This window comes from Methylobacterium sp. 10 (genome assembly GCF_000519085.1).
Taxonomy (GTDB): domain Bacteria; phylum Pseudomonadota; class Alphaproteobacteria; order Rhizobiales; family Beijerinckiaceae; genus Methylobacterium.
Map to the genome: position 1 here is coordinate 2,213,431 of NZ_KI912577.1, position 24,484 is coordinate 2,237,914.

Annotated in this window: 23 protein-coding genes, 1 tRNA gene and 1 riboswitch; of the genes, 15 read left to right on the top strand and 9 right to left on the bottom strand. The window is 66.4% G+C overall.

Going from position 1 to position 24,484, the window contains the following annotated elements; translation table 11 throughout:
* Window positions 1-11 precede the first annotated feature (11 nt).
* The gene (locus tag K368_RS0110150; RefSeq protein ID WP_036266172.1) at window positions 12-452 is read left to right on the top strand and encodes a pseudoazurin; all 441 of its coding nucleotides are present in this window, start codon (window positions 12-14) and stop codon (window positions 450-452) included.
* A gap of 115 nt (window positions 453-567) precedes the next feature.
* On the opposite strand, the gene K368_RS0110155 is transcribed toward K368_RS0110150, so the two are convergent.
* Both K368_RS0110155 and carA read right to left on the bottom strand, forming a co-directional pair.
* The gene (locus tag K368_RS0110155; RefSeq protein ID WP_027172311.1) at window positions 568-945 is read right to left on the bottom strand and encodes a hypothetical protein; all 378 of its coding nucleotides are present in this window, start codon (window positions 943-945) and stop codon (window positions 568-570) included.
* A gap of 201 nt (window positions 946-1,146) precedes the next feature.
* Window positions 1,147-2,385 (bottom strand): glutamine-hydrolyzing carbamoyl-phosphate synthase small subunit, encoded by a 1,239-nt coding sequence (gene carA, locus K368_RS0110160; RefSeq protein WP_027172312.1) that lies wholly within the window; start codon window positions 2,383-2,385, stop codon window positions 1,147-1,149.
* A 278-nt stretch (window positions 2,386-2,663) separates the two neighbouring features.
* Between carA and K368_RS0110170 the strand changes: the two genes are divergently transcribed.
* From K368_RS0110170 to rpoD, 3 genes are all read left to right on the top strand, one after another.
* Window positions 2,664-3,125: a GatB/YqeY domain-containing protein gene (locus K368_RS0110170; RefSeq protein ID WP_027174501.1), complete on the top strand. Its 462-nt coding sequence runs from the start codon at window positions 2,664-2,666 to the stop codon at window positions 3,123-3,125.
* A gap of 156 nt (window positions 3,126-3,281) precedes the next feature.
* On the top strand, window positions 3,282-5,204 hold the full coding sequence (dnaG, locus tag K368_RS0110175) for a DNA primase (RefSeq protein ID WP_027172313.1): 1,923 nt from the start codon (window positions 3,282-3,284) through the stop codon (window positions 5,202-5,204).
* A gap of 199 nt (window positions 5,205-5,403) precedes the next feature.
* The gene (gene rpoD, locus K368_RS0110180) at window positions 5,404-7,404 is read left to right on the top strand and encodes an RNA polymerase sigma factor RpoD (RefSeq protein WP_027172314.1); all 2,001 of its coding nucleotides are present in this window, start codon (window positions 5,404-5,406) and stop codon (window positions 7,402-7,404) included.
* Window positions 7,405-7,536: 132 nt separating this feature from the next.
* On the opposite strand, the gene K368_RS0110185 is transcribed toward rpoD, so the two are convergent.
* Window positions 7,537-7,926 carry a hypothetical protein gene (locus K368_RS0110185; RefSeq protein WP_027172315.1) on the bottom strand — a complete coding sequence of 130 codons (390 nt, stop codon included), beginning with the start codon at window positions 7,924-7,926 and terminating at the stop codon, window positions 7,537-7,539.
* Between the two features lie 163 nt (window positions 7,927-8,089).
* Between K368_RS0110185 and K368_RS0110190 the strand changes: the two genes are divergently transcribed.
* The 5 genes from K368_RS0110190 to K368_RS24325 all read left to right on the top strand — a co-directional run bounded on the left by K368_RS0110190 (window position 8,090) and on the right by K368_RS24325 (window position 12,520).
* The gene (locus K368_RS0110190) at window positions 8,090-9,340 is read left to right on the top strand and encodes an adenylate/guanylate cyclase domain-containing protein (RefSeq protein ID WP_027172316.1); all 1,251 of its coding nucleotides are present in this window, start codon (window positions 8,090-8,092) and stop codon (window positions 9,338-9,340) included.
* A 65-nt stretch (window positions 9,341-9,405) separates the two neighbouring features.
* Window positions 9,406-9,536: riboswitch (TPP riboswitch) on the top strand.
* 102 nt (window positions 9,537-9,638) lie between these two features.
* Window positions 9,639-10,832, top strand: coding sequence for a glycine oxidase ThiO (gene thiO, locus K368_RS0110195; RefSeq protein ID WP_051440034.1), 1,194 nt, complete (start codon window positions 9,639-9,641; stop codon window positions 10,830-10,832).
* Complete coding sequence (gene thiS, locus K368_RS0110200) at window positions 10,829-11,041, top strand: sulfur carrier protein ThiS (RefSeq protein WP_027172318.1); 213 nt, start codon at window positions 10,829-10,831, stop codon at window positions 11,039-11,041. The genes thiO and thiS overlap by 4 nt, the downstream gene beginning before the upstream one ends.
* 16 nt (window positions 11,042-11,057) lie before the next feature.
* Window positions 11,058-11,852, top strand: coding sequence for a thiazole synthase (locus tag K368_RS0110205; protein ID WP_027172319.1), 795 nt, complete (start codon window positions 11,058-11,060; stop codon window positions 11,850-11,852).
* Window positions 11,849-12,520, top strand: a complete 672-nt coding sequence (locus tag K368_RS24325; RefSeq protein WP_036266175.1) for a thiamine phosphate synthase — start codon at window positions 11,849-11,851, stop codon at window positions 12,518-12,520. Before K368_RS0110205 ends, K368_RS24325 begins: the two co-directional genes overlap by 4 nt.
* Window positions 12,521-12,561: 41 nt before the next feature.
* Here the strand turns inward: K368_RS24325 and K368_RS0110215 are convergent, their stop codons facing one another.
* From K368_RS0110215 to map, 6 genes are all read right to left on the bottom strand, one after another.
* The gene (locus K368_RS0110215; protein ID WP_027172320.1) at window positions 12,562-13,311 is read right to left on the bottom strand and encodes a peptidase; all 750 of its coding nucleotides are present in this window, start codon (window positions 13,309-13,311) and stop codon (window positions 12,562-12,564) included.
* 57 nt (window positions 13,312-13,368) lie between these two features.
* The gene (locus K368_RS0110220; RefSeq protein WP_027172321.1) at window positions 13,369-14,196 is read right to left on the bottom strand and encodes a transglutaminase family protein; all 828 of its coding nucleotides are present in this window, start codon (window positions 14,194-14,196) and stop codon (window positions 13,369-13,371) included.
* A gap of 36 nt (window positions 14,197-14,232) precedes the next feature.
* Window positions 14,233-15,177 carry an alpha-E domain-containing protein gene (locus tag K368_RS0110225; protein ID WP_018044837.1) on the bottom strand — a complete coding sequence of 315 codons (945 nt, stop codon included), beginning with the start codon at window positions 15,175-15,177 and terminating at the stop codon, window positions 14,233-14,235.
* Window positions 15,178-15,245: 68 nt separating this feature from the next.
* Window positions 15,246-16,685: a circularly permuted type 2 ATP-grasp protein gene (locus K368_RS0110230; protein ID WP_027172322.1), complete on the bottom strand. Its 1,440-nt coding sequence runs from the start codon at window positions 16,683-16,685 to the stop codon at window positions 15,246-15,248.
* A gap of 139 nt (window positions 16,686-16,824) precedes the next feature.
* Window positions 16,825-17,544 carry a DNA repair protein RadC gene (radC, locus tag K368_RS0110235; RefSeq protein WP_027172323.1) on the bottom strand — a complete coding sequence of 240 codons (720 nt, stop codon included), beginning with the start codon at window positions 17,542-17,544 and terminating at the stop codon, window positions 16,825-16,827.
* A gap of 26 nt (window positions 17,545-17,570) precedes the next feature.
* Window positions 17,571-18,401: a type I methionyl aminopeptidase gene (gene map, locus K368_RS0110240; RefSeq protein WP_027172324.1), complete on the bottom strand. Its 831-nt coding sequence runs from the start codon at window positions 18,399-18,401 to the stop codon at window positions 17,571-17,573.
* Between the two features lie 212 nt (window positions 18,402-18,613).
* On the opposite strand from map, the gene K368_RS0110245 reads away from it, so the two are divergent.
* The 6 genes from K368_RS0110245 (at window position 18,614) to K368_RS0110270 (ending at window position 24,478) form a co-directional block, all read left to right on the top strand.
* Window positions 18,614-18,868, top strand: a complete 255-nt coding sequence (locus K368_RS0110245; protein ID WP_027172325.1) for a zinc-finger domain-containing protein — start codon at window positions 18,614-18,616, stop codon at window positions 18,866-18,868.
* Window positions 18,869-18,900: 32 nt separating this feature from the next.
* Window positions 18,901-20,109: an FAD-dependent monooxygenase gene (locus tag K368_RS0110250; RefSeq protein ID WP_051439833.1), complete on the top strand. Its 1,209-nt coding sequence runs from the start codon at window positions 18,901-18,903 to the stop codon at window positions 20,107-20,109.
* Window positions 20,110-20,146: 37 nt separating this feature from the next.
* Window positions 20,147-20,233 (top strand) — tRNA-Leu (locus tag K368_RS0110255).
* Window positions 20,234-20,382: 149 nt separating this feature from the next.
* Window positions 20,383-22,206 (top strand): phosphogluconate dehydratase, encoded by a 1,824-nt coding sequence (edd, locus tag K368_RS0110260; protein WP_027172327.1) that lies wholly within the window; start codon window positions 20,383-20,385, stop codon window positions 22,204-22,206.
* Between the two features lie 68 nt (window positions 22,207-22,274).
* Entirely contained in the window at window positions 22,275-22,892 is a 618-nt protein-coding gene (gene eda, locus K368_RS0110265; protein ID WP_027172328.1) for a bifunctional 4-hydroxy-2-oxoglutarate aldolase/2-dehydro-3-deoxy-phosphogluconate aldolase, read from the top strand.
* A 311-nt stretch (window positions 22,893-23,203) separates the two neighbouring features.
* Entirely contained in the window at window positions 23,204-24,478 is a 1,275-nt protein-coding gene (locus K368_RS0110270; RefSeq protein ID WP_027172329.1) for a dicarboxylate/amino acid:cation symporter, read from the top strand.
* Window positions 24,479-24,484: the final 6 nt, after the last annotated feature.

A 24,484-nucleotide genomic window follows, 5' to 3' on the forward strand; every position in this document is an offset into this window, starting at 1 on the left:
CGAGGATAAAAATGACAAAGCTAGGAACGCTCGTGGGCACTCTGGCCCTGTGTATCGCCACCGGCCCAGCTGCTTTCGCCGCCGAGATCGCCGTGAAGACCCTCAATAGCGGGCCGGGTGGTCTGATGGTCTTCGACCCTGCCTTCGTGAAGCTGGCTCCGGGCGACAGCATCAAGTTCGTCCCCCAGGACAAGGGGCACAATGCCGAACTGATCAAGGGCATGGCTCCCGAGGGAGCGGAGACCTTCAAGACCGTCCTGGGCAAGGAGGAGGTCGTCAAGTTCGACAAGCCCGGCGTCTACGGCATCAAGTGCTCGCCGCACTACCTCATGGGCATGATCGCCGTGGTCGTGGTCGGCGACAAGCCGGAGAACCTCGAAGCGGCGAAGGCGGTGACGCACAACAAGCTCGCCGCCAAGCGGTTCGAGCCCCTGCTCGCCCAGGTACAGTGACGTGACGAAGGAGGCGGCGCCAAGCCGCCTCCGACTACCCGCGCGATGCCGTCATACCGAGCGACCGCTGAATGCGTTGAGGCCGACCATCGTTCGGGATCAGCGCCGCTTGGTGTCAGAGGCCGATATAGAGCGCGGCCACCGCGCGATCGATGGAGAGATAGAACACCCCGAAGGCGACGGCGGCGGCTGCGGCGAATTCGAGGGCGACGTTGGGCAGGGTCTGCGAGCGGCGCAGGATCTCGCGGCCGAAAAACAGGCTGAGCCAGGCGATCGTGAGGACGACCGGCAGGACGAACAGGAAGGACCAGGTGCTCTCGACGGTCTGGGTGCCGCCGGCCGGGTCGATGAGCGCGCGGATGTTGCGGACCCAGGGGGCGTAGCAGGCCGAATACAGGGCGGTCATCCAGGCGAGGGCGACGGCCACGCCGAGATGGAACGTGAAGACCCGATGCAGGCGCGAGAAATCATCGCGCGCGTCGTCGAACGTCATGTGGAAAACCCCGTGCTCGTGGCAGCCTGACGATCGTCGCGGCGGCGTCGCCGTGCCCATCGTCGTTGGCTTCGGGGAGTGCCGGTCAAAGCCGGGTTTTTTGTGACGGGGGAGGGAACCATTTTGCGAATGCCCCGGCGGGGACCTGCCGGAGCTCATGGGACGGGCGCGAATGCGCCCGGCGCGGCGAACGAAACGGCCCTACGCGGCGCCGGTGGGGGCCGACTCTGCTTTGCCGCTGCGCATCAGCGCCACGAACCGCTCGAACAGGTAGTGGCTGTCGCGCGGGCCCGGCGAGGCTTCCGGGTGGTGCTGTACCGAGAAGGCCGGGCGGTCGGTGAGCGTGAGGCCACAATTCGAGCCGTCGAACAGCGAAATATGCGTCTCCACCGCCGTCTCGGGCAGGCTGGCCGGATCGACGGCGAAGCCGTGGTTCATCGAGACGATCTCGACCTTCCCCGTGGTCTTGTCCTTCACCGGGTGGTTCGCCCCATGATGGCCCTGAGCCATCTTCACGGTGCGTCCGCCGAGCGCCAGGCCCATGAGTTGGTGTCCGAGGCAGATGCCGAAGGTCGGGACCCTTTCGTCCAGAAGCTCGCGAATCACCGGGACTGCGTATTCGCCGGTGGCGGCCGGATCGCCGGGGCCGTTCGAGAGGAAGACGCCGTCGGGATTCATCGCCATGATCGCGGCGGCGGAGGTGGTGGCAGGCACGACGGTGACGTCGCAGCCGGCCTCGGCGAGCAGGCGCAGGATGTTGCGCTTCACCCCGTAATCGATGGCGACGACTTTCAGGCCCTCGCCGGTCCGGCGGCTGCCGTAGCCGCTCTTCACCGCCCAAGTCGTCTGCGACCAGTCGGAATTTTCGCGGCTCGTGACCGGCGGAACGAGGTCGAGACCCTCCATCGGGGCAAGGGCGGCGGCGCGCGCCTTCAGTGCCTCGCGGTCGAACCGGCCCTCCGGATCGTTGGCGATGACGGCGTTGGGCATGCCGTGGTCGCGGATAAGAGCGGTGAGCGCCCGCGTGTCGATCCCGGTGATGCCGACGATGCCGCGCGCCTTCAGCCAGGCGTCGAGATGGCTCGACGAGCGCCAACTCGACGGGTTGGTGACGGCCGAGGCGATGACCGCGCCGCGTACGCCGGAGGCGGGAGCCGCGTCGAGGCTCTCCAGGTCTTCGTCATTGGTGCCGGTGTTGCCGATATGCGGAAAGGTGAAGGTGACGATCTGGCCGGCATAGGAGGGATCGGTCAGGATCTCCTGGTAGCCGGTCATCGCCGTGTTGAAACAGACCTCGCCATCGGCGGACCCGGTCTGGCCGATGCCGAATCCTTCGAGGACGGTGCCGTCGGCCAGCACGAGGAGTGCCGTCGCGACCGGCTCGGCCCAGGGAGCGGGCGTGGAGGATGAGTGCGCCGGGGCGCCTTCGTCTTGCAGCATCGTCGCGATCTCGCTTATGTCCGGCCGACCCATCGACGCCGGTGCGACGGCGCGTGCGGGTGGCGCTTTGTGCGGCGCTCATAACGAGCGGGCCGTGATGGGGTCAATGTGGCCCCTGTTCCCGACCGGCTCAACCACCTCGGTCGGCCGATCACAGCAATTCGCAGACCACCCGGGCGCCGAGCCCAGCTATGACATTCCGCCAAGGCGACTTTCCCGCCAAGGCGACTTTCCCGCCAAGACGACTTTCCCGCAAAGACGATTTTCAGGAGACGACCATGCTGCGCGCGCGCCTTACCACCGAGATGAAGGAGGCCATGAAGGCCGGAGACAAGGCCAAGCTCGCCACCGTGCGGATGATCCAGGCCGCCTTGAAGGACAAGGACATCGAGGCCCGCGGCCTCGGCAAGGAGCCGGCCTCCGAGGAGGAGATCCTCGCGCTGCTGCAGAAGATGATCAAGCAGCGCAACGAATCGGCCGGCGTCTACGACCAGGGCGGTCGTCCCGAACTCGCCGAGACCGAGCGGGCCGAGGCTGCGATCATCGCGGGCTACCTGCCCCAGCAGATGGACGAAGCCGAGACACGCGCCGCCATCGAGGCCGCCGTGGCCGAAACCGGTGCGGCCGGCCCGAAGGACATGGGCAAGGTCATCGCCGCCCTGAAGGGCAAGTTCGCCGGCCGGATGGATTTCGGCAAGGCGAGCGGGTTGGTGAAGGACGTGCTCAACGCCAAGGCCTGAAGGCAAGGCTTGAAGGCTTGCGCCGATTGGGCAGACGGTGATGAGGCCCATTTGTCACCGTCCGGTCCGAGGTGTGAGATTCGGATGCGTCGAAGCGTTCGGGACTCCTTAAACGCGGTGGGTTAGACTGCCGGCCTGCAAAGGTCCGGTTCACCCGTGCGTTACCCACCCCACATCCTCGAAGAAATCAGGGCGCGACTTCCCGCCTCCGACGTGGTCGGGCGGCGCGTGCGGCTGAAGAAGGCGGGTCGCGAGTGGCGCGGCCTGTCGCCGTTCAATTCGGAGAAGACCCCGTCCTTCTACGTCAACGACCAAAAGCAGTTCTATCACTGCTTCTCGTCGGGCAAACACGGGGATGTCTTCACCTTCCTGATGGAGACCGAGGGTCTCAGCTTTCCAGAGGCGGTGGAGCGCCTGGCCGGAGAGGCAGGGGTGACCTTGCCCGCGCCCAGCGCCGATACGCGGGAGATGGAGACGAAGCGCACCGGCGCTTTCGAGGTGATGGAACTGGCGGCTGCCTACTATGAGGATCAGCTCAAGGGCCGCCTCGGCACCAGCGCCCGCGCCTATCTCGACCGGCGCGAACTCGGCCCCGAGATCCGCTCGCGTTTCCGGCTCGGCTACGCCACGTCGGAGCGTTACGGCCTGCGCGACCATCTGGCCGCGAAGGACGTGGACAAGGCGTTGATGGCCGAACTCGGCCTTCTCGTCAGCGGCGACGACATCGCCGTCCCCTTCGACAAGTTCCGCGACCGGGTGATGTTTCCCATCACCGACAGCCGGGGGCGGGTCATCGCCTTCGGTGGCCGCGCGATGCAGGCCGACGCCAAGGCGAAATACATGAATTCGCCGGAGACCCCGCTCTTCCACAAGGGGCAGGTGCTCTACAACCTGCATGGCGCCCGCAAGGCGGCCCATGATCGCGGGACGATCATCGCCGTGGAGGGCTATGTCGACGTCATCGCCATGACCATGGCCGGACACCCGAACGCGGTCGCCGGCCTCGGTACGGCGTTGACGGAGGAGCAGCTGGCGCTGCTCTGGCGGCATGCCGATGAGCCGATCCTGTGTTTCGACGGCGACGGCGCCGGCCAGCGCGCGGCATTCAAGGCCCTCGACGTGGCCCTGCCGGGGCTGACGCCGGGCAAGTCGCTCCGCTTCGCTCTCCTGCCGGAAGGGCAGGACCCCGACGACCTTCTCCGCTCGGCGGGCGCCTCAGCCATCGACCGGGTGCTCGACGGAGCCCGCCCCCTCGTTGAGGTGTTGTGGTCGCGCGCCACCGAATCGACGCCGACGGATACGCCCGAACGCAAGGCCGGCCTCGCCAAGGGCTTGCGCGAGATGGTCGCCTCGATCCGCGACGAGACGGTGCGGCGGTTCTACAAAGACGAAATCGAGGGGCGCCTCCGGGCTCTCTCTCCCGGAGGGGGCGGCGGTCAGCGGCGGACCGGCTACGAGCCCCGGAGCGGCGGAGGCTCGACGTTCCAGCGCAAGCCGCGACCGGGAGACCCGCCGCCCTCGCCGCGAATCACCACGAAGTTCAATCCGCTCTTCGCCGGGTCGACGAACTCCGGCGGGACGGCTATGTTCAGGGATCGCGAGGCGATGATCGTCTCCAGTCTCTTGGCCCACCCGGAATTGTTGGGGATAGAAGCCGAGGATCTGGCGGCGCTGGAACTCGACGATCCCGATGCGCAGGCGCTGCGTTCCCTCCTGCTGGATCAGGCGGCTGACGCCGATCAGCCCGATGTGGAGGTTCTGGAGAGCCGGTTGCGGAGGGCGGGGCTCGACGGCGCGGCCATGCGGCTCGCGACCCATGTCCGTCCGGGAGACCGCTGGACACTCGATTCGCATGCGGACCGGATGCGTCTGGAAGACGCATTGCGTCAGGCCGTGATCTTGCACCGGAAGTCTGGAGCGCTAAATAGCGAACTTCGCGCTGCCGAGAGAGCACTGGCCGAGGAGGGATCCGAGGCCAACTTTGCTTGGCTATGTGATGTCAAGGAACGTATGGCCGTGATCGCAGGGGCAGAGGCAGACGCCGACGAGCCTGAATCGGACGATACGGCGGCCGCGTAACCGCGACGAACCGGAATTTAAGGTGCCGCTCGCGGCACATGGTTAACAGTCGGTCAAGCGTGGCGCTTGTACACCGGGATATGAGATATCGACGCGGTCGCCTCGTGCGTGCCGCACATCAACGAGAATGGCGGCGTGGACGACGCGGAGTGAGCCGAACGCTCCCGCTCAACGCGACCAGGGCAACAATAGGCGGACCATGGCGACGAAGGCAACGGAACGGGACGAGACGGATGCTGCTCCTGAGCAACAGACCGACGGACCGCTCCTCGATCTGACCGATGCCTCGGTCAAGCGGATGGTGAAGCTCGCCAAGAAGCGTGGCTACATCACCTACGAGGAGATCAACGAGGTGCTGCCCGAGGGCCAGTCCGATCCGGACCAGCTTGAGGACGTGCTGTCGCAGCTCTCCGAGATGGGCATCAACGTCGTCGAGGCGGAAGAGACCGAGGATGCCGGTGGCGAAAAGCCGGCCAACGGCGAAGCCTCCGATGACGACGAGGCCGCCGAGGGCACGGAAGTCGCCGAGATCGCGCCGACCAAGCCCCTCGCCGTGCGTGAGACGACGGCCAAGGAGCCCACGGACCGGACCGACGATCCGGTGCGGATGTATCTGCGCGAGATGGGCTCGGTGGAGCTTCTCTCCCGCGAGGGCGAAATCGCCATCGCCAAGCGCATCGAGGCCGGCCGCGAGGCGATGATCGCGGGCCTCTGCGAGAGCCCGCTGACGTTCCAGGCCATCATCATCTGGCGCGACGAACTCGTCGATGGCCGCGTGCTGCTGCGCGACATCATCGATCTCGAAGCCACCTATGCCGGCCCGGACGCGAAGAACGCGCCGCAGCTCACCGAGGGTGAGGACGGCGACGATGCCGAGGCGGAAGCACCGATTCCCGCCGAGGGCGGCGACGACGAAGACGACATGGAGAACAACGTCTCGCTCGCGGCGATGGAAGCCGAGATCAAGCCGCGCGTTCTCGAGACGTTCGACAACATCGCCAACAACTACAAGAAGCTGCGCAAGCTCCAGAACGAGCATGCCGACCTGAAGGCCGGCGGCGCGACGCAGACTTCCGCCCAGAGCCAGAAGCAGTCCGATTTCAAGGATACCGTCGTCGCCGACGTGAAGTCGCTGTCGCTGAACTCGAACCGCATCGAGGCTCTGGTCGAGCAGCTCTACGACATCAACAAGCGCCTCATCAGCCATGAGGGTCGCCTCATGCGCTATGCCGAAAGCCATGGCGTCGCCCGCGACGAGTTCCTGCGCCACTACCAGGGTTGGGAGCTCGATCCGAACTGGATGGAGCGTGTCGGCAAGCTCGGCGGCAAGGGCTGGAAGAACCTCGTCGAGAAGGGTGCCAAGCAGGTCGCCGATCTGCGCGAGCAGATTCTGACGCTCGCCTCCGAGACCGGTCTCGAGATCGGCGAGTATCGCAAGATCGTCAACATGGTCCAGAAGGGCGAGCGCGAAGCCCGTCAGGCCAAGAAGGAGATGATCGAGGCCAACCTCCGCCTCGTGATCTCCATCGCCAAGAAATATACGAACCGTGGCCTGCAATTCCTCGACCTCATCCAGGAGGGCAATATCGGCTTGATGAAGGCGGTCGATAAGTTCGAGTATCGCCGGGGCTACAAGTTCTCGACCTACGCCACGTGGTGGATCAGGCAGGCGATCACGCGTTCGATCGCCGATCAGGCCCGCACCATCCGCATCCCGGTGCACATGATCGAGACGATCAACAAGATCGTCCGGACCTCGCGGCAGATGCTGCACGAGATCGGCCGCGAGCCGACTCCCGAGGAGTTGGCCGAGAAGCTGGCCATGCCGCTGGAGAAAGTCCGAAAAGTCCTGAAGATCGCCAAGGAGCCGATCTCCCTGGAAACGCCCATCGGCGACGAGGAGGATTCACATCTCGGCGATTTCATCGAGGACAAGAACGTCGTTCTGCCGATCGATGCGGCGATCCAGTCGAACCTGCGCGAGACCACGACCCGCGTGCTGGCCTCGCTGACGCCGCGCGAGGAGCGGGTGCTGCGCATGCGCTTCGGTATCGGCATGAACACCGACCACACCCTCGAAGAGGTGGGTCAGCAATTCTCGGTGACCCGCGAGCGCATTCGTCAGATCGAGGCGAAGGCGCTGCGCAAGCTCAAGCACCCGAGCCGTTCGCGCAAGCTGCGGAGCTTCCTCGACAATTGAGGGCGGACACGTCTCGTTCTTCGTGACGAGGGACTGTCCGGCGGAAACGACAATGGCGCACCGAAGGGTGCGCCATTGTCGTTTCAGATCCCATCTTCACGCCAGGAAAGGCTACTGTCCGTCGCCGATGCCTCAGTGGCTTCCCGCTCGCGCTGGATCGAACCCGCGCTTGCGCGAATAGATGCTTTCCGCGTCGGGCATGACGGCGCCCGCCACGGGGGTCACGCGTCCGGCGACTCGCTGCTTATGTCGAGACCCATCCGTCCTGCACCCCGTGCAAAGAGAGGCGATCGCCCGTTCGCCGCGGCGGGCGATACGCTCATTGAAGACCGCCTGACGCCGGCTGCTGGCTTCGTTGGAATCCGAAAAGCTCGACGTCGTCGGAACGCCTGCTTCGTCCCGCGACGCGGGAGGAGCCTGTACGGGCGTGTTGGCGGCGGGAAGCAGGACGGGGCCGGCCTGCGCGGCCCCGGTAAGTGCCATGGCGATCACGAGGGCGATGGCACGGAGTGCGAAAGGCATGGGTGGTTCCGGTGGCAGCCGTAGAATCTCGGCATCAGGTTTAGCCGAAAATATTCATTTTCATCTTATCATGGCACCAATGGGACGGTATTCACTGCCGGACTTCGTCACGAACGGAGCGGTACCCGTTGCCTCCCAGCCCCCTCCGACCCACTTTGGCAACATGCTCGATTTTGGCCCGCCTCATCCCTCGCCGACTGCCGAAGCGGATGGGTCTGAGGCGAACGACGTGCCGTTCGGGTCCCTGCAGAAATGTGTCGCCCTGAGGGACTGGTTGCTGAGTGAAGGGGCACGCCTGCCGCAGGCGGACGATCTTCTGGCGGGGATGTCCGAACGGCTGATCGCCCTCGGCGTTCCGGTCGACCGGGCGTCCACCGCCATCGACACGCTCCATTCCGAGTATTCCGGGGTCGGTCGATTCTGGACACCGGAGAGCGGATCGACCGTACGCCTGTTTCCGCATGGGGAAGCGTCCGACAAGGCCTACCATGAAAGCCCGTTTTTCACCGTCCATGAGACCGGCGAATGGCTGATGGTCGACCTGAACGATTCGGATGATCTCCAATACTCAATCATCGGCGATCTGAAGGCCGGGGGCTACACGCATTACATCGTGGCCCCGCTCTTCTTCACCAACGGCTCGCGGAACGGCATCACCTTCGCGACCCGTTCCCCGGACGGATTCCGCGATGAGGACATCGCCATACTCCGGTTCGTCATGCCGACCCTGGCGGCGGTGATGGAGATGCGGATCGTCAATAAGACACTGGATCAGGTCCTGCGCATCTATGTGGGCGACGAGCCTCATCGGGCGATCCTGTCCGGCGATATCCGGCGCGGTCAAGTCAAGCGCATCCGCTCGGCCATCCTGTTCGCCGATATGCGCGACTACACCCAGATTTCCGCGAACATGACGCCGGAGGAGGCGGTCGACCTCCTCAACATCTTCTTCGATTGCCTGGTGCCGGCAGTGGAGCGAGAGGGCGGCGAGGTGTTGAAATATCTCGGCGACGGGTTGCTGGCGATCTTCCGCGAGCGTGGCGACGACCTTGGCGGAGCGGCCAAGGGTGCCCTCATTGCTGCCCGCTCCGCCCTTTCCGCCCTCGACGAGGCGAATTCCATCGGCCGTTTCGCGCAGCCCGTCGTCGCCGGCATCGCGCTCCACCACGGGGAGGCGGCCTACGGCAATGTCGGGTCCGGCGCGCGCCTCGACTTCACCGTCATCGGCCGCGACGTCAACTTGGCGAGCCGGCTCGCGCGCCTGAACAAGGTTCTCGGCGAACCGCTCCTCATGTCGAAGCCCTTCGTCGATTTCCTGTGGGACGAGTCGGAATCCCTCGGCGAGCACGATCTCGACGGGTTCGCCGAACCCCTTGGCGTCTACCGGCCGGGCCGAACACCGGCGGCACTCTGATACCGGCCAGCGTATCAAACGGCGTTCCTGGGGATTGACCGGAGCCCGGTCCTTGCCCACATCAGTGATGTTCCAGGGAGATCCCCGTCAAGGGGCTGAGAAACCGATGAGCGTGGACCCTGGGTTCGCGCGGCGCGGAAATCCTTCGAACCTGAACCGGCTCATACCGGCGTAGGGATTGGACCGTGGGTTTCTCCAGATAGAAACCCGGCACGCTTCGGATCAGAAGCTGAAGGACACCAATCTCTGCGGATCATCGCGGAGGTTCCTTTTGGACGTCTCAGCCACCCCGAATACCCTGTCGCGCCGGTCCACCGGTCTCGTCATCGACGGCAACGCTCTGCCCGCGCGGAGTGACGTCGTGATCGTAGGCGCCGGGTTGATCGGCCTTTCCGCGGCTTGGCGCCTCGCTCAGACGGGGCTCACCGTCACGGTGATCGAACGCGACACCGTGGGCGCCGGGGCGAGCCTAGCGGCCACGGGGATGCTCGCGCCCGCAGCGGAACACGAACCGGGCTCCGATCCGCTCCTTCCCCTGGCCCTCGAAAGTCTGTCGCGCTGGCCGGGCTTTCGCGACGAACTCCAGGCCGCCTCCGGTATCGGCATCGACTATCGGGAGGAGGGGACCCTCGTCCTGGCCATCGGTCGCGACGAGGTGGACCGCCTGCGCTTTCGGCACGATCTCCAGGTCCGGTCAGGGCTCACGGTGCGCTGGCTGTCTGGGATGGAGGTCCGTACCCGCGAGCCGGCCCTTCGCCCCTCGGTCACCGCCGGCCTGTTCTGCGAGGAGGACCATCAGGTCGATCCGCCCCTCGTCATGGCGGCCCTCACGCGTGCGGCCCAAGCGGTCGGGGTGATCATCGTCGAGCGATGTCCGGTCGAAGCGCTAGATTGGCAGGGCGGCCGCGTCAGGGGCGTCGCGACGTCGCTCGGACCCGTCTCGGCCGAGACCGTGCTTCTCGCGGCGGGCGCCTGGAGCGGGCAGGCCGGGCTCCTGCCGGACGAACTCGCCTTGCCGGTTCGACCGATCCGCGGTCAATCGCTGGCTCTGAAGACCACTGCCCGGACAGGCAACCTCTCGCACATGGTGTGGACCGAGCAGGTCCACATGGCCCCGAAGGCCGATGGCCATCTCATCGTCGGGGCCACGGTGGAGGATTGCGGCTTCGTTCCGGGCGTCACCGCCGGCGGTCTCTACGCCCTCTTGGAAGGGGCACGGCGCGTCCTGCCCGGAATCGAGGAAATGGAGGTCGAGGCGGTCTGGAGTGGTTTCCGGCCGACTTCCGACGACGATGCGCCGATCATCGACATTCTGGCACCTGGTCTCGTGGCGGCCACCGGCCATCACCGCAACGGATACCTCCTGGCTCCCGCCACGGCCGATGCCGTCTGCGCCCTCCTCACCACCGGCGCGCTGCCCGATTTCGCGCGCGGCTTCGGCCTCGCCCGGTTCCAGCGGCCCGCACGGGCCGAGAGGAGGGCCTTCGCATGAAGCTCACCATCAACGGGCACCCGCGCGAGGTGGAGGCCGAGGACCTGTCGGCCCTCTTCCGCTTCGAGGCGGAAGAGGCGGGGATCGAGAGCCCGCAGGGTATCGCCATCGCGTTGAACGGCACCGTCATCCGTCGTTGCGACTGGGAGACGACCCCGGTCGCCGAGGGCGACAAGGTCGAGATCGTGCGCGCCATGCAGGGCGGATAGTCGAGGGATCGGGATCATGAACGAACACACGATCGAAGCCGCTGCCGACGATGCCCTGGTCATCGCCGGCGTGAGCTTGGGCTCGCGCCTCTTCATCGGCACGGCGGGATATCCCACGCAAAGCATCATGACCGACGCGGTGGAGGCCTCCGGCGCGGAGATCGTCACCGCCTCGATCCGCCGCGTCTCCCTCCAGGGCCATGGTTCGGATACGGTGCGCCGCCTGAAGGGCTATCGATTCCTGCCCAACACCGCCGGCTGCGAGACCGCCCGCGACGCGATCATGACGGCCGAGCTCGCCCGTGAGGCCCTCGACACCAACTGGATCAAGGTCGAGGTCATCGGCGACCGCGAAACGCTCTATCCCGACGTGGCCGAGCTGCTGGAAGCCTGCCGCCACCTCGTCGATGACGGGTTCGTGGTGCTGCCCTATTGCAACGACGACCCTGTCGTGTGTCAGCGGCTCGCCGATATCGGCTGCGCGGCGGTGATGCCGATGGGGTCGCTCATCGGCTCGGGGATGGGGGTCGCCAACCCAGCCAATCTCGAACTGATCTGCCGTCGGGCCAGCGTGCCGGTCATCGTGGATGCGGGGATCGGTACCGCCTCCGATGCCGTCGTGGCCATGGAACTCGGGGCCGCCGGTTGCCTCCTCAACACCGCCGTCGCCAAGGCCGACGATCCCGTCCGCATGGCCCGCGCCATGCGCCACGCCGTCGAAGCCGGCCGGCTCGCCCATCTCGCCGGCCGTATTCCCAAGCGGGGACGCGCCGAACCATCGAGCCCGCAGCTCGGGCTGGTCGGTTCGTGACGCATAAGCCGTCGGGGCTCCTTCTGGTCACGGACCGGGACGGGAACCCGCGGGCATTGGTCGAGAGGATCGAGGATGCGCTCGCGGGCGGCGCCCGTTGGGTCTGGTTCAGGGACCGAGACCTCGATGCGGCCTCACGCCGGGCCCTCGTCGAAGGGCTGATGGGGCCGGTGCGGGACGTGGGGGCGAGGCTCATCGTCGGGGGAGACGTGGCGCTCGCCTGCGCCATCGGTGCGGATGGGGTCCATCTCGGCGGAGGGACGAAGCACCGAGACATCGTGGCGGCGCGGCGGGATCTTCCGCCCGGATGCCTCGTCGGCGTCTCGGCCCATTCAGCCGTGGAGGTCAGCCGGGCCACCGAAGCGGGCGCGGATTACGCCACGCTCAGCCCCATCTTCGCGACATCGAGCAAGCCGGGATATGGACCGGTCCTCGGTCCGGACGTCCTCGACCGCGGTCCCAGACCCACGATCCCGGTCTTCGCCCTCGGAGGCGTCACCCCGGCGAATGCGGGAGCTTGCCGCGAGGCCGGGTTTTCCGGAATCGCCGTCATGGGCGGGGTCATGGGGGCGGCGGATTCACGAGCAGCGGTGCGCGCCTATCTCGATGCATGGGACGGCGTCAGCCAAGCGGGCTTCGCAAAAAGGATCGCCGGTTCTGCGTCCTAGAATCGGCGCCCCTTCAAAGGCGGGCTCGAAGCGAAACCCGCTCAGTGTGCAGCGGGGCCGTAAGGGGGGCGTGGAATGGCCCGGTGTGCTGCGCGCAGGGCCGCGGACCAACGCTCGCGCAGATCGTGGAAGTAGGATTCTCCCGCCTCGATCCGATGGCTCACTTCGAGATCGAGCGCATTGCGACGAGCAACGGCGATGTCGATGGGCAAACCCACGCCGAGATTCGACCGCATGGTCGAATCCATGGAGACGAGGCTCACTTTCAGGGCATCGTAAAGGTCCGTCTCGAATTTCACGGCCCGGTCGAGGATAGGTTTGCCGTATTTGTGCTCGCCGATCTGCAGGAACGGCGCATCGGTGCTGCACTCGATGAAGTTGCCCGCCGAATAGATCAGGAAAAGGCGCATAGGCTCGTTGCCGATCTGGCCACCGAACAGCAGCGAGATCGAGAACCGGAGATTGGCCGCCTCGAACCCGGCCTTCTCGATGGCGCGGACGCGACGGATCGCCTTGCCGATGAGCTGGGCGGCCTGGAACATCGTCGTGGTTTCGGTGAGCTTCAGCATCGGCTCGCCGTCGTCGCCGGCAACGCCCTCGGCGAGCATGCTGAGGACCGATTGGGTCACGGAGAGGTTGCCGGCCGATGCCAGCATCATCACGCGCTCGCCGGGGACGTTGAAGTGATGCAACTTGCGGTAGGTCGAGATGTCGTCGAGGCCCGCATTCGTGCGGGTGTCGGCAACCATCACGAGCCCTTCCTCGACAAGGAGCCCGACGCAATAGGTCATGATACCGATACCCCTGATGGCCCGAGCAACTCAGGCCATTCTTGATGCTGTGACAGGCTAGACCTGGACAGCGGCCTGAGCCTGTTCGACGCGAAGCTTTACTTCGAGTGTTTCAGTCCCGCCACCCATCCGGCTGCCTCTGATCGGGGCCGCACCTAAATAATCCAGCCCGATGGCGACGCGGATATGCGCCTCCGTCGTAGCGATACCATTGGCCGGGTCGAAACCGACCCATCCCAGACCGGGCACCAGAGCTTCCGCCCAAGCATGCCCCGATCCCTGGTCCTCCTCGCTGTCGGCGTGGAAGAAATAGCCGGAGACGTAGCGGGCGGGAATTTCCAGATGCCGCGCTGCGGCGATGAAAATATGGGCAAGATCCTGGCAGACGCCCTTTCCGGCGGCGAAGGATTGCGCGGCGGTGGTGCTGGCGCTGGCTGGACCCGGCTCGAACGCGACCGTGTCGAAAACGGCGGCGAGGAGACGGTGAAGGCAGGGGAGAACGGAGGAATCACCCTCGTCGACCACGCTCTTGGCAAAAGCCTGAAGCTCTCCGTTGGCCGTCGCGAGATCGGAATCGCGCAGGTAGAACACGTCGGGCAGGCGTTCCACGGTACCGCGGACGATGCCATGCATTTCGTTGGTATCGACTTCGCCGGTCACCCGGATCGTCAGGGCGTCGGCGGGCTCGTCGGCCGTGAACCAATGGGTGACGTTGCCGAACCCATCCTCGCGCTCGCTGATCCGCCCATCCACCGAGGGCTCGATCCGCCAGCGGCGGACATATTGCCCGTCATGGTCGCGTGGTCGAAGGCGAAGAAGCTGGATAAGACCCCGGGCCGGCTGCTCGTAGGTGTAGTTGGTCTCATGGAAGACGCGGATGCGCATGGACGTCTCTTGCAGAACTCGGGATTCGACGAAACCCTACACCAGATATTGTTCGATGACCGCCGCGCCGAGGCGATTGTTCTCGACGATGAAGGCCGTCACGAACTCGTGCAGACCCGATCGGAAAACCCGGTCGATATTCTCGCCCTCCAGGCGTGCGAGGGTGTTGCTGGCCAGACGCTGGCTCGCGCCGCGGCGCCCATAGGCGTCGGCGATGAGATCGAGATGCTCCACCAGCATGCCGTAGCAATTGGTCAGTGAGCGCGGCATCTGCCGGTTGAGGATCAGCAGGTCGGCCACGAGGAGCGGTTTCACGCTCTCGCGATAGACCCAGTGATAGGCGTTGAAGGCCGAGACCTCACGCAGGATCGTGGTCCACTGAAAATAATCGAGGCTGCCGCCGACCTTTTCCGTGGCCGGCAGGAGGATGCGATACTTGACGTCGAGAATGCGGGCCGTGTTGTCGGCCCGCTCGATGGCTGTGCCGAGCCGCGTGAACCAGTAGGCGTCGTTGCGCAGCATGGTGCGGTAGGCCGAGCCGTCGAAGGCGAGGGACACGCCCTTCACCCATTCGAGAAAGCGGCTGAACTCGTCGCGATTGAGATCGCGGCCTTCGTAGTTGCGCAGTTCGAGCCAGGCACCGTTGATCGCGTCCCACATTTCCGTGGTCAGGGCGGTGCGGACGGACCTGGCATTCTCGCGCGCGGTCTCGATGCAGGAACGTATCGAGGACGGGTTGTGAGGCGAGAAGGCGAGGAAGTTGCACACCGTCGCTTCGTTGACGCTGTCATAGAGCGGCTTGAACACCTCGGGGTCGCCCGCGGAGGCCAGGGCCGACGCCCATTCGTTGGTCTCGCCACCGCCATAGCTTGAGGGGAGGGCGGCGAGCCGATGGGCCGCATCGAGGATGCGGGCGACGAACTCGGCCCGCTCGGCGTAGCGCGAGAGCCAGTACAGATTGTCGGCGGTCCGGGACAGCATGGGCTTCCGTTAAGGCGATGGGCGAGAAAACGATCCACCCCGCTTCCGGGATGGGCTTCGACGTAGCGTCAGGCGTCCAGCACCCAGGTATCCTTGGTGCCCCCGCCCTGGCTGGAGTTGACGACGAGCGACCCTTCCTTCAGGGCGACGCGGGTCAGGCCGCCGGGAACGATCCTGATCTCGTCGGAGCCGCATAGCACGAAGGGCCGCAGATCGACGTGGCGCGGCGCGACGCCGGACGCGACGAAGGTCGGGCAGGTGGACAATGCCAGGGTCGGCTGGGCGATGAACCCGTCCGGTGCGTGGCGCAGCTTGCGGCTGAAATCCTCTATCTCCCGCTTGGTGGCGTGCGGGCCGACCAGCATGCCGTAGCCGCCCGATCCGTTGACCTCCTTCACGACGAGGTCGGCCAGGTTGTCCATGACGTAGGAGAAGGCTTCTTTCTCGCGGCAGCGATAGGTCGGCACGTTGTGCAGGATCGGCTCCTCGCCGGTGAAGAATCTCACGATCTCCGGCATGTAACTGTAGACGGCCTTGTCGTCGGCGATGCCGGTGCCGACCGCGTTGGCGAGGGTCACCGTACCGCGCTCGTAGGCGTTCATCAGGCCGGGCACGCCGAGGACCGAATCGGGCCGGAACACCAGGGGGTCGAGGAAGTCGTCGTCGAGGCGGCGATAGATCACGTCGACCCGGCGCGGGCCTTCCGTGGTGCGCATGTAGACTACGTCGTCCTTGGTGAAGAGGTCGGAGGCCTCCACCAGATCGACGCCGAGCTTGTCGGCCAGGAACGAGTGTTCGTAGAACGCGGAATTGTAGCGTCCCGGGGTGAGCAGCACGACGGAGGGGTCGCGCGTCGCCGTCTGCGGGGCGAGGCTGCGCAGGGTCGCCAGGAGCGCGTCGGGGTAGTTCTCCACCGGCGCGACGCGATGGCGCGAGAACAGCTCGGGGAAGAGCCGCAGCATCACTTCCCGGTTCTCCAGCATGTAGGAGACGCCGGACGGCGTGCGGGCATTGTCCTCCAGCACGAAGAAGTCGTTCTCGCCGGTGCGGACGATGTCGATGCCGGCGATGTGGACGTAGAGGTCGTGCGGGACTTTGAAGGCCCGCATCTCCATCCTGTAATGCGGGTTGCGATAGACCAGATCGGCTGGAATGATTCCGGCCTTGATGCATTCCTGGGCGCCATAGATGTCGCTGAGGAAGGCATTGATCGCGGTGACCCGCTGCTTCAGCCCGCGCTCGAGGAAGCTCCATTCCGGCTTGGTGATCACCCGGGGGATGATGTCGAACGGAATCAGTCGCTCGGTGGACTCGTTGGCGCCGTAGACGGCGAAGGTGATGCCGATGCGCCGGAAGAGCATCTCGGCCTGGCTGCGGCGCGTGTTGAAGTGCTCGGGCGGCGTCGTCTCGAGCCACGATTTCAGGCTGTCATAGGCTTCGCGAACCGAGGCATCGCCCAGGGCGGCTCCCGGTATCCCATTCATCTCGTCGAACGCAGCGAGCGCCATTCGCGCCTCCCCTTTTATCCCGGCATCTTCGCAAGAGGCGCGCCACCGGGACGATGTGCGCTTCGCAGCAGACCGATGGTGTCGTCCGATCACCGCGAAGCGAACGATCCGCCGCGACCCGATCGTCAGAGTAGCACATTCAAATCAGCTTCAACCCCTTCAGGCTCGCGTGTCCATCCCGGCCGAGAATGACATGGTCGTGGACGACGATCCCCAGCGGGTCGAGGACCGCCACGATCTCCCGCGTCATCTTGATGTCGGCCGCCGAAGGCGCCGGATCGCCGGAGGGGTGGTTGTGCGCGAGGATAATGGCGGTGGCCGAGAGTTCGAGGGCGCGGCGGGCCACCTCCCTCGGATAGACCGGGGTGTGATCGACGGTGCCGCGCCCCTGGACCTCGTCGGCGATGAGGTGGTTGCGCTTGTCGAGGAACAGCACGCGGAACTGCTCGCGCGGCGAGAACGCCATGGTGGCGCGGCAATATTCCAGGAGTGCCGCCCAGGAGGAGAGCAGGGGCCGCGCGGCGATGGCGCCCCGCGCCAGGCGATGGCCCGCCGCCTCGATGAGCTTGAGATCGGCGACGACGCCCTGGCTGACACCCTCCACCTCCGCGAGGCGGTTCGGCTCGGCGCTCACCACTTCGGCGAAACTGCCGAAGCGGCGGATCAGGGCTTTCGCCAGGGGCTTCACGTCCCGTCGCGGGATCGCGCGAAACAGGACGAGTTCGAGAAGTTCGTAATCCGGCAGGGCATCCGCCCCCGCCTGGGCGAAGCGCGCCCGCAGGCGGTCGCGGTGCCCGAGATAATGGGGAGCGTCCGAGGCCGCCTCGCCTGCGGGCGATTCGAGAGGGAGGCGCGGCATCGTCTTGCCTCCGGATCCCGGCATCGTCAGGCGGAGGGGTCGATCGGCTGATGCAGGCCCTTGGGCGAGAAGGTGAAGACCTCGACCCCCGTCTCCGTCACCGCCACCGTGTGCTCGAACTGAGCCGAGAGCGAGCGATCCCGCGTCACGGCGGTCCAGCCGTCGGAGAGCACCTTCACCGCCGGGCGGCCGAGATTGATCATGGGCTCGACCGTGAAGAACTGCCCCGGCTCGAAGGTCACGTCGTAGCTCGGCTCGACATAGTGCAGGATGGTCGGTGCGTCGTGATAGATGCGCCCGAGGCCGTGTCCGCAGAAATCGCGCACCACGGAGCAGCGCTCCGCTTCGGCATAAGCCTGGATCGCGCGGCCGATATCCGTGGTCGAGCCGCCCGGCTTGATCGCGGCGATGCCCCGCATGAGGCATTCGTGGGTGATCTCGCAGAGGCGTGCCGCCTTGCGCGGCACCTCGCCGACATACGCCATGCGGCTGCTGTCGCCATGCCAGCCGTCGACGATGAGGCAGATGTCGAGATTGACGATGTCACCGTCGCGCAGGGGCTTGTCGTTCGGGATGCCGTGGCAGACCACATGATTGATGGAGGTGCAGATCGACTTCGGATAACCGCGATACAGCAGCGAGGCCGGGTAGGCGCCGTTATCCATGGCGAATTCGTAGGCGAGGCGGTCCAGCGCCTCAGTAGTGACGCCGGGGGCGGTGGCCTCCATCAGCACGTCGAGGGCTTCCGCCGTGAGACGGCCGGCCTTGCGCATGCCCTCGAACCCTTCGGGACCGTGAATCGGCGGCCGCGGCGCGCGGCGTCCGCCTTCGACGACGGCCTGTTCGTTCTGAGTCATGAGGAACGTGGTTTCGTAAAAGCAGCAGAGAGACATACCTCTCTAAGGCGGCATGCACGGGAGGCCAAGCCTCGATGAGACGGGCTTTTTGCTGCGTTTGGGGAATCGTCGGCGCTAGGCTTGGGGCCGCCGAGGGGGTAGAGAATGGCCCGGACGGAGCAATGGTGCCCGGGCGGGGCTCGGCCCCGGCGGGTTGGAGGCAGGATCGGGCGATGGCTGACAAGGCGGTGCCGCATTTCCACAACGACCTCGGAGTTGCCCTCATCGAAGTGGGCTCGAAGGAGTTCATGTGCATCGGCGCCAAGCCGCCCTTCGATCACCCGCACGTCTTCCTCGACATGGGGACCGACGACGAGATCATCTGCCAGTATTGTTCGACGCTCTACCGCTATCGCCCCGGCCTGAAGGCCGGCACCGCCGATCCGGCCGCTGCCGTCTGGGTCGACCACGACGCGAAGGCCGCCTGATCGCACACGATTCGCGAGGGCGAGATCCGCAGGTGTCCGACGGTTCCCGAACCCCTCAAGCCTCTCCCGGCCTGGCCGTCGCCATCGTCGGCGCGGGCATAGGAGGCCTGACCGCCGCCCTTGCCCTCGATGCCGCCGGACATGAGGTGACGCTCGTCGAGCGCAGGACGGGGTTCAGCGAGGTCGGCGCCGGCCTGCAGCTCTCCCCGAATGCCAGCCGCGTGCTGATTTCCCTCGGCCTCGGCGCCGCTCTACGCCGGGCGGCGAGCGAGCCGCCGCGGGTGGTGGTGCGTGCCCTCGCGTCTGGCCGCGAGATCGGCGGTGTCGAACTCGGGGCGGAACTTCGCGGCCGCCACGGCGCGCCCTACTACGTCATCCACCGTGCCGATCTGCAGACGCTTCTGCTCGATGCCGTGCGCAGCCGGCCGGGAATCCGCCTGCTGATGGGGCGGGATGTCAGGGGACTCGCCGAATCGGACACCTCCGTCGAGCTGACCCTGGAAAGCGGTCAGGGCTCCCGGTCCGAGACCCTGGCCGTCGACCTCGTGGTGGGTGCCGATGGCGTACGCTCCACCCTGCGCGGCCATTTCGACGGCAGGCGGTTGCGGTCCTGCGGCGAGGCCGCCTGGCGCGCGACGATCCCGCGCGATGCCGCGCCTCCGGAATTGCAGGGCGACGAGACCGGCCTGTGGCTGGGGCGCCGCCGGCACGTGGTGCATTACCCGATCCAGGGCGGGCGGAGCATCAACATCGTGGCCGTGGTGCCCGAGCGCCTCGGCAGCGAGGATTGGGGCCAGCTCGGTGAACCCGCCGTCCTGCGCGCGCAGTTTCCGGACGCGACCCCGGTCCTGACCGAGCTCCTGACCGCGCCCGATTCCTGGCTGGTCTGGTCCCTCGTCGACCGGCCGACGGCGCGGCCCATGGCGCGGGGGCGGGTGGCCCTCATCGGGGACGCGGCCCATCCGGTCCTGCCGTTCCTGGCGCAGGGAGCGGCGCTCGCCATCGAGGACGCGGCCGTCTTCGCTCTGACCCTGCGGGCCGACGACGTGGCGGCATCCCTGTCGGCCTATGCCGGCCTGCGCGCCCCCCGCACGAGGCGCGTGCAATCGGCCGCGCGCGGTAATGGCCGGACCTACCATGCGGGCGGGCTCGTCGGTTTCGCCCGCAACATCGTCATGCGCCGCCTCGGTCCCGCCGGGATGGGCCGCCGCTACGACTGGCTCTACGGCTGGGCGCCTTGATCTCGGAGCCTGGCCTCGTTACCGCTGATCCCGCAATGCGGACGTGGCGAAACCGGTAGACGCACGAGACTTAAAATCTTGCGGCTGAAAGGCTGTGCGGGTTCGAGTCCCGCCGTCCGCACCATCGCCTACGCCGAACCGCGATGGCCTGAAACGTGCTGAGCCGATCCGGTCATTGATCGTACCGTGCGGCGACCGATCTATCGCCTGCGAGACGAGCCCTCTACGTTCCTGACAGCAGGTGGCTTCGCATCAGCGAGGGAAGGATCTGCCATGACCGAACTTCACCCGGAAGTCGCAGCCGTCACCGAGCGCGTGGTGACGCGCTCCAAAGCGAGCCGGCGCGCCTATCTCGACCTGATCGCCCGCGAACGCGACGGCGGCGTGCACCGGCCGATGCTCAATTGCGGCAACCTCGCCCATGGCTTCGCGGCCTCCGGCGAGGACAAGCCGGCGATCAAGTCCGGCCGGGGCATGAACATCGGCATCGTCACCGCCTATAATGACATGTTGTCGGCGCATCAGCCCTATGGCCGCTACCCGGAGCAGATGAAGCTCTTCGCTCGCGAGGTCGGTGCCACGGTCCAGGTCGCTGGCGGTGTCCCGGCCATGTGCGACGGCGTCACGCAAGGCCAGCGCGGCATGGAATTGTCGCTGTTCTCCCGCGACACCATCGCGCTCTCCACGGCGGTGGGGCTCAGCCACGGCATGTTCGACGGGGCGGCCCTGCTCGGTATCTGCGACAAGATCGTGCCGGGCCTGCTCATCGGGGCGCTGCGCTTCGGGCACCTGCCGCAGATCCTGATCCCGGCGGGGCCGATGCCCTCCGGCCTCGCCAACAAGGAGAAGCAGCGCATCCGCCAGCTCTATGCCGAGGGCAAGGTCGGCCGCGACGAACTGCTGGAGTCGGAATCCGCTTCCTATCATGGGGCGGGGACCTGCACCTTCTACGGCACCGCCAATTCCAACCAGATGATGATGGACGTGATGGGCCTGCACATGCCCGGCGCCTCCTTCATCAACCCGGGCACGAAGCTGCGCCAGGCGGTGACCCGCGCGGCCGTGCACCGGCTCACCGAGATCGGCGCGGCGGGCAACGATTACCGGCCCCTCGGGCGCTGCGTCGACGAGAAGGCGATCGTCAACGCGATCATCGGCCTGTTGGCCACCGGCGGCTCCACCAACCACGCCATCCACCTGCCGGCCATCGCCCGGGCAGCCGGGATCATCGTCGACTGGGAGGATTTCGACCGGCTCTCGGCGGTCATCCCGCAGGTGGCCAAGGTCTATCCCAACGGCTCCGGGGACGTGAACCACTTCCACGCCGCCGGCGGCATGTCCTACGTTATCGCCAGCCTGATCGATGCGGGCCTGCTGCACGACGACATCCTCACCGTCGCCGGCGGGCGCCTGCGCGACCACGCCCGCGATCCGAAGCTCATCGAGGACCAGCTCGTCTTCGAGGACGCGCCGGCGGCCTCCCACGACGAGAGCATCCTGCGCGGCCCCGCCAACGCCTTCCAGCCGGATGGCGGGATGCGGCTGGTGAAGGGCAATCTCGGCCGGGCCACCTTCAAGACCAGCGCCGTCGATCCCTCACGCTGGACCGTGGAGGCCCCGGCGCGGGTGTTCGACGATCAGGACGACGTCATGGCCGCCTTCAAGGCGGGCGAACTCGAGCGCGACGTCGTCGTCGTGGTGCGCTTCCAGGGGCCGAAAGCCAACGGAATGCCCGAACTGCACAAGCTGACGCCGCAGCTCGGCGTTCTTCAGGACCGCGGCTTCCGCGTCGCCCTCGTCACCGACGGGCGCATGTCCGGCGCGTCGGGCAAGGTGCCGGCGGCGATCCACCTGAGTCCGGAGGCCCTCGGCGGCGGTCCGCTCGGCAAGCTGCGCGACGGCGACATCGTCCGCCTCAGCGCCGAGGACGGAACGCTCGAGGCTCTCGTCGACCCGGCGGAATGGGAGGCGCGGGGGGGCGCCACCGCGCCGCCGCCGGCTTTCGGGACCGGCCGCGAGCTCTTCGCCTTCATGCGCCACGGGGCGGACGGGGCCGAGCAGGGCGCATCCGCGATGCTCAGCGCCGCCGGACTCTAGCCGAAGCTCTCCGCACTCCGCTCCAACGACCGACGGAACACTCCAATCTTCCCCAAGGACGGTTCTCAATGACCACCATCGATGCGCTGATGCGCTCCGTTCCCGTTATCCCCGTCCTCGTGATCGAGGAAGCCGCCCATGCCGAGCCGATCGCCAGGGCCCTGGTGGATGGCGGGCTGACGGCCCTGGAGGTGACCCTTCGGACTCCCGCCGCCCTGGAGGTGATCCGCATTATGGCTCAGGTGGAGGGGGCCGTCGTCGGCGCGGGCACCGTGCTCAACGAGCGGGATCTCGACGCGGCGATGGAGGCGGGCGCGCAATTCATCGTCAGCCCCGGTCTCACCGACCCGCTGACGAAGGCCGCGATCGCTCGCGGCATCCCCTTCCTGCCGGGGGTCGCCAATGCCGCCGACATCATGCGCGGCCTCGACCACGGGCTCGACCGGTTCAAGTTCTTCCCCGCCGAGGCTGCCGGGGGCATCCGGGCATTGAAGGCCCTCACCGGTCCGTTCGGGCAGGTCCGCTTCTGCCCGACCGGCGGGATCACCGAAGCGACGGCACCGGACTGGCTCAAGCTCGCGCAAGTCCTCTGCGTCGGCGGAAGCTGGGTCGTCCCGGCCGGCGAGCCGCAGCCGGAAGCCATCCGCCGGGCGGCGAGGGTCGCGTCGGGCCTTCACCGGAACTGATTCACCGCATCGATCCGACGGGTTTTCGGGCCTCCGCCGGCGCCGTCCGCGGACCTTTCGCGGAGTGCTCGCGGAGCGTTCGAAGAGTGCTTGCGCAACTAACGAAAAGGAATAACCTCCTCCAAAATCGCCGTGACCAAGAACCCGGTATCAAGGCTGAAGCATCACCGGGTGTCCGTGCCCGTACCATGCGGGGCAATCCAGTGGGCCGATCGGATCACCTTGTATCGAGCCCTTGTGATGCGACGGCGCCAGACATGGCACGTGTCATGCAGATTATCTGTAGACGATTATGCCGGTGAGGAAGTGCGATGCAGTCCAGGCTGACGACTTATATCTTCATCGGCATGCTCCTCGGCATCGCGGTCGGGTATCTCTGCAACATCACTTGGCCGGACCCTCAGACATCCAAGGAAATCTCCGGCTACATCGCCCTCGTCAGTGACGTCTTCCTGCGCCTGATCAAGATGATCATCGCGCCCCTGGTGTTCTCGACCCTCGTCGTCGGCATCGCGCATATGGGCGACACCGCCTCCGTCGGCCGCGTCGGCGGCAAGGCGATGCTGTGGTTCGTCGGCGCGTCCCTGTGCTCACTGCTGCTCGGCCTCGTGATGGTCAACATCCTGCGGCCCGGCGACGCCCTGAACCTGCCGCTGCCGGATGCCGGCGCCACCACCAACCTCAAGGCCGCGTCACTCTCCCTCAAGGAGTTCGTCACCCATCTGGTGCCGAAAAGCCCCGTGGAGGCGATGGCCAACAACGAGATCCTGCAGATCGTCGTCTTCTCGATCTTCTTCGGCGTCGCGCTCGCGGCGTTGGGGGAGAAGGGCAAGCTCCTGGCCGAGGGCATCGAGGGCCTCGCCGACGTGATGCTGAAGATTACCGGCTACGTCATGGGATTCGCACCCTTAGCGGTGTTCGCTGCCATCGCGGCGACGATCACCACGCAGGGCATCGGCGTCCTCGTGACCTACGGCAAGTTCATGGTGGAGTTCTACTTCAGCCTCGCCATGCTGTGGTGCCTGCTGGCCTTCGCCGGATTCATGCTCGTCGGAAAGCAGATGCGGCGGCTTCTCAACCTGATCAAGGAGCCGTTCCTCCTCGCCTTCTCCACCGCGTCGAGCGAGGCGGCCTATCCGAAGACCCTGCAGAACCTCGAGCGCTTCGGCGTGCCCAACAAGATCACCTCGTTCGTCCTGCCGATGGGCTATTCGTTCAACCTCGACGGCTCAATGATGTACTGCACCTTCGCGGTGATGTTCATCGCGCAGGCCTACAACATCCCGCTGACCCTCGGGCAGCAGATGACCATGCTCCTCCTGCTGATGGTGACGTCGAAGGGCATGGCCGGCGTGCCCCGCGCCTCGCTGGTGGTGATCTCCGCCACGCTCTCGACCTTTCACATCCCGGAGGCCGGTCTCCTCCTCATCATCGGCATCGACCAGTTCCTCGATATGGGCCGCTCGGCCACCAACGTCCTAGGCAACAGCGTCGCCACCGTCGCGGTCGCGAAATGGGAGGGGCAGCTGGAACTGACCGACCAGAGCCTCGACCGGGACGTGTCGCCCTTGGCCGAGCCGGCCTGAACGTCG

Bases quoted from the DNA above. Each gene is read 5' to 3' on its own strand.
- K368_RS0110225 (WP_018044837.1), bottom strand. From the start codon at position 15,177: ATGCTGTCCCGGACCGCCGACAATCTGTACTGGCTCTCGCGCTACGCC.
- radC (WP_027172323.1), bottom strand. From the start codon at position 17,544: ATGCCGCGCCTCCCTCTCGAATCGCCCGCAGGCGAGGCGGCCTCGGAC.
- edd (WP_027172327.1), top strand. From the start codon at position 20,383: ATGACCGAACTTCACCCGGAAGTCGCAGCCGTCACCGAGCGCGTGGTG.
- K368_RS0110150 (WP_036266172.1), top strand. From the start codon at position 12: ATGACAAAGCTAGGAACGCTCGTGGGCACTCTGGCCCTGTGTATCGCC.
- K368_RS0110170 (WP_027174501.1), top strand. From the start codon at position 2,664: ATGCTGCGCGCGCGCCTTACCACCGAGATGAAGGAGGCCATGAAGGCC.
- eda (WP_027172328.1), top strand. From the start codon at position 22,275: ATGACCACCATCGATGCGCTGATGCGCTCCGTTCCCGTTATCCCCGTC.
- K368_RS0110215 (WP_027172320.1), bottom strand. From the start codon at position 13,311: ATGACCTATTGCGTCGGGCTCCTTGTCGAGGAAGGGCTCGTGATGGTT.
- K368_RS0110185 (WP_027172315.1), bottom strand. From the start codon at position 7,926: ATGCCTTTCGCACTCCGTGCCATCGCCCTCGTGATCGCCATGGCACTT.
- rpoD (WP_027172314.1), top strand. From the start codon at position 5,404: ATGGCGACGAAGGCAACGGAACGGGACGAGACGGATGCTGCTCCTGAG.
- carA (WP_027172312.1), bottom strand. From the start codon at position 2,385: ATGCTGCAAGACGAAGGCGCCCCGGCGCACTCATCCTCCACGCCCGCT.
- map (WP_027172324.1), bottom strand. From the start codon at position 18,401: ATGACTCAGAACGAACAGGCCGTCGTCGAAGGCGGACGCCGCGCGCCG.
- K368_RS0110220 (WP_027172321.1), bottom strand. From the start codon at position 14,196: ATGCGCATCCGCGTCTTCCATGAGACCAACTACACCTACGAGCAGCCG.
- K368_RS0110190 (WP_027172316.1), top strand. From the start codon at position 8,090: ATGCTCGATTTTGGCCCGCCTCATCCCTCGCCGACTGCCGAAGCGGAT.
- K368_RS0110270 (WP_027172329.1), top strand. From the start codon at position 23,204: ATGCAGTCCAGGCTGACGACTTATATCTTCATCGGCATGCTCCTCGGC.
- K368_RS0110205 (WP_027172319.1), top strand. From the start codon at position 11,058: ATGAACGAACACACGATCGAAGCCGCTGCCGACGATGCCCTGGTCATC.
- K368_RS0110230 (WP_027172322.1), bottom strand. From the start codon at position 16,685: ATGGCGCTCGCTGCGTTCGACGAGATGAATGGGATACCGGGAGCCGCC.
- thiS (WP_027172318.1), top strand. From the start codon at position 10,829: ATGAAGCTCACCATCAACGGGCACCCGCGCGAGGTGGAGGCCGAGGAC.
- K368_RS0110245 (WP_027172325.1), top strand. From the start codon at position 18,614: ATGGCTGACAAGGCGGTGCCGCATTTCCACAACGACCTCGGAGTTGCC.
- K368_RS0110155 (WP_027172311.1), bottom strand. From the start codon at position 945: ATGACGTTCGACGACGCGCGCGATGATTTCTCGCGCCTGCATCGGGTC.